Origin of the sequence: Streptomyces sp. NPDC059255 (genome assembly GCF_042752355.1) — a bacterium.
Classification (GTDB): domain Bacteria; phylum Actinomycetota; class Actinomycetes; order Streptomycetales; family Streptomycetaceae; genus Streptomyces.
In genome coordinates this window covers 1-3,066 of the sequence record NZ_JBHYZP010000090.1, presented here as the reverse complement: position 1 = coordinate 3,066, position 3,066 = coordinate 1, and the positions used below count along the sequence as shown (strand labels likewise).

Below are 3,066 nucleotides of genomic sequence, written 5' to 3'. Positions count from 1 at the left end.
TCCAGCCGGGCCCACTGGCTACTTGTCAGATCTCCACCACGCTCCACGACACGTGATCATTCACGACCAAGATCCACTTTCGCAACAGGCCCTAGCGCTCGCTCTGCAGCAGCGCAAGCTGTTCTGCAAGGGCGCCGTGCATATCACGGCGGCACCCTGGTTCCCACCCGCGACCACCAGGTGGGAGCAGTCGAAGAACTACCAGTACTCCACCAACCACCAGGTCGTCATCGAAGCGGAAACCCGGCTCGTCGGCGCCGTCGGTGGGCCCCTGCCCGGCAGAGCAACGTGGGTGGATCTACTACCGCAAGACGAAAGGGGAGTACTTCTGCGCTGTTCCAGGAGTTCTCTACAGCCGCGCAGGTGGTGAAGTGGGCGATGGAGCAGGAGAGGTTGCGTAAGAACGTCCGGATCGGAGAGGGGGACGCCACTTGGTATCGACCTGGACAAGGGCGTTGCACGGTGTCCCGTCTCATTAGATCTTGCAGAGACAGGTCCGCTGACCTGCGGGGTGACAGGTTGCATTGCGACTCGGAGCACGGAGGGTACGGAGTCCCCGAGAGGTTGTAGCTGGCGCCGAGTTCGCGTCTCATCGATCAAGGCGAGACCGGTGCTTCCTGAACTGGGCCTTGTCAGGATGGTGAGACGCTCTACTCCAGGATTCGCAGTGAAGGTGACAGTTTCCGGGCCAGTCCCGACGGGAGCTGGGTGGGCAATAGTCGTTGAGTTACTCGCGGACCTGAGCGTTCACTGTGGGATGCGTGTCACCGCTGGCCGTGCCCAGGCCCGCGAGCAGGCGCAGCCCATCCTCGGCGGGGCTGCCGGGGGCCGCGGACAGGACCAGCAGCTCCATGCCTGATTCGTCCGGTAGTGCGAAGTTTTCCTGGTGCAGTTCCAGCAGTCCGACCAGCGGGTGCCGGTACGCCTTGCGTCCATGTGTGCGGGCGCGCACGTCCGCGCGGGCCCAGAGGCGGCGGAAACGCTCGCTGCCCATCGCCAGCTCGCCGATGAGCGAGGCCAGACGGGGGTCCTCGGGGTATTTGCCGGCGGCCAGGCGCAGGTGCCCGACCACGTCGAGGGTGCATTTCTCCCAGTCCGCGTAAAGGCTGCGCTCGGCCTCCTCAAGGAAGATGTGCCGGGCGGTGTTCAGGCCCGGCATCGGCCGGCCGTAGAAGAGCCCGGCGAGGCGGTTCCCGGCGAGTACGTCCAGGCGGTGGTCCATGATCAGCGCGGGTGCGTCGGCGACCAGGTCGAGGACGCGCAGCAGCTCTGGCCGGACCCGCCCGCCCGGCGCCTTCGCGCGGCGGCGGCGCTGCCGCGCGAGCCGGTAGAGGTGCCCGCGTTCGGTCTCGTCGAGGCCGAGGACGCGGGCAAGCGCGTCGAGGACCTGCTCGGAGGGCTGGGTCGCGCGGCCCTGCTCCAGGCGTACGTAGTAGTCGACGCTGACTCCGGACAGGTGCGCGACCTCTTCGCGGCGCAGCCCTTCGACCCGGCGGCGGCTGTCGGTGGGGATGTCGACGGCCGTCGGGTCGACCCGGGAACGCCGGGTCCGCAGGTAGCCCGCGAGATCATCCATGCCCCCAGTATGGCCTCGGTGGTGCCGGTGAAGGTGGTTCTGCCGTTACCAGGAAGTCCCGTCCGATGGAAGAGGCGCCCCTGAATGCAGGGCGCCGCGGTGCCCAGAATCGGAGGCTCCCGATCCGAAGGAGTTCCCATGAAGACGCTGATCGTCTACGCCCACCCCGAGCCGAGGTCGCTCAACGGCTCTTTGAAGGACCTCGCGGTGTCCACATTGGAGACCGCCGGGCACGAGGTACGGGTGAGCGATCTGTACGCGATGGACTGGAAGGCGGTCGTGGACGCCGCGGACTTCGGCCCCAACGCATCAAATCCGCTGAATGTCACCCACGATTCTGGCCGGGCCTTCGACGCCGGGACGCTCACCCCGGACGTCCTCGCCGAGCAGGAGAAGCTGCTGTGGGCCGACACGATCATCATGCAGTTCCCGATGTGGTGGTACACGATGCCCGCGATTCTCAAAGGCTGGGTGGAAAGGGTATTCACCTTCCACTTTGCGTACGGCGTCGGCGAGCACAGCGACGCAAGGTTCGGCGATCGCTTCGGAGAAGGCACCCTCGCGGGCAGGAAGGCTATGTTGTCGGTGACCACCGGCGCCCCGGAGCCGCATTACGCCGCCCGCGGGATCCAGGGCCCCATCGATGATCTGCTGTTCCCGATCCAGCACGGCATCTTCTGGTATCCGGGCATCGAGGTGCTGCCGCCCTTCGTGCTGTACGGCACCGCCCTGATGACCAGGGAGGACTACCCGGACGTCGCCAAGGCCTGGGAGCAGCGCCTGCTCAGCCTGGAGTCGACCGAGCCGATCCCGTTCCGGCCACAGAATTTCGGCGACTACGAGATGCCCTCGCTGCACCTGAAGGAGGGCCTGGAGCCTGCGGGCCGCACCGGTTTCGGGCTGCACGTGCGCGGCTAGAGCCTGTCTCCTTGAACGGCTATGGGCACCATTCCTGGCGATAGGCGGGGTGCTCGGCGTATGACTGGGCAAGGACCCGAAGCGCGTATGCCAGGCCAGCCGAGCGGGGGTCCGAGCTATCCATCGCCTTGTAGTCGTGCACCAGCTGCTCGGTTAGATCGAGCATGGGGAGCTGGCTGTCGAGAAGAGCCTCGCCGCCCAGGGTGTCGGCCACGTAGGCGTAGGCGTGGTTGTCGTCCATGATGCGTGCGACGAGGAACTTCAGAAGATCGTCCATGTGGTCATCTTCGCGGGCGAGGTACCTCGGCCGCTCGACGTCGTCGGCGTCGGACACGAGAGCGGCTTGAGGGTTGAGAGCGGGTTGTGACAGTGAGCTTCTTCAGCGTTGCCGCTCCGGGGTGAGGACGGCTTTGGCGATTGACGTCATGCGGTTCGGGCTGCATCGGGATCTGCGGAAGATCCGCCAGGACTTCAGGTGCGCGACGCCGCGTTCGACCGGTGCCCGTGCTGCGGCCAGGGCCCGGTTGAGGGTCTTCTCGGTGGGGGTGAGTTCCTGCAAGGGCCTGCGTTTG

General features: G+C 66.3%; 4 protein-coding genes and 1 pseudogene. 2 read left to right on the top strand and 3 right to left on the bottom strand.

Annotated features, from left to right (window positions below; genetic code table 11):
* Positions 1-97: 97 nt before the first annotated feature.
* Positions 98-280, top strand: a pseudogene (locus ACFXKG_RS41100) (IS5/IS1182 family transposase); the annotation flags it as partial.
* Between the two features lie 447 nt (positions 281-727).
* On the opposite strand, the gene ACFXKG_RS41095 reads toward ACFXKG_RS41100, so the two are convergent.
* Positions 728-1,576 (bottom strand): helix-turn-helix transcriptional regulator, encoded by an 849-nt coding sequence (locus ACFXKG_RS41095; protein WP_384850699.1) that lies wholly within the window; start codon positions 1,574-1,576, stop codon positions 728-730.
* Between the two features lie 138 nt (positions 1,577-1,714).
* On the opposite strand from ACFXKG_RS41095, the gene ACFXKG_RS41090 reads away from it, so the two are divergent.
* Positions 1,715-2,494 carry an NAD(P)H-dependent oxidoreductase gene (locus ACFXKG_RS41090; RefSeq protein WP_384850696.1) on the top strand — a complete coding sequence of 260 codons (780 nt, stop codon included), beginning with the start codon at positions 1,715-1,717 and terminating at the stop codon, positions 2,492-2,494.
* 19 nt (positions 2,495-2,513) lie between these two features.
* On the opposite strand, the gene ACFXKG_RS41085 is transcribed toward ACFXKG_RS41090, so the two are convergent.
* On the bottom strand, positions 2,514-2,828 hold the full coding sequence (locus ACFXKG_RS41085; RefSeq protein WP_384850693.1) for a DUF6221 family protein: 315 nt from the start codon (positions 2,826-2,828) through the stop codon (positions 2,514-2,516).
* 45 nt (positions 2,829-2,873) lie between these two features.
* Positions 2,874-3,066 (bottom strand): transposase family protein (locus tag ACFXKG_RS41080; protein ID WP_384850690.1); only part of this gene is annotated, 193 nt, incomplete at its 5' end.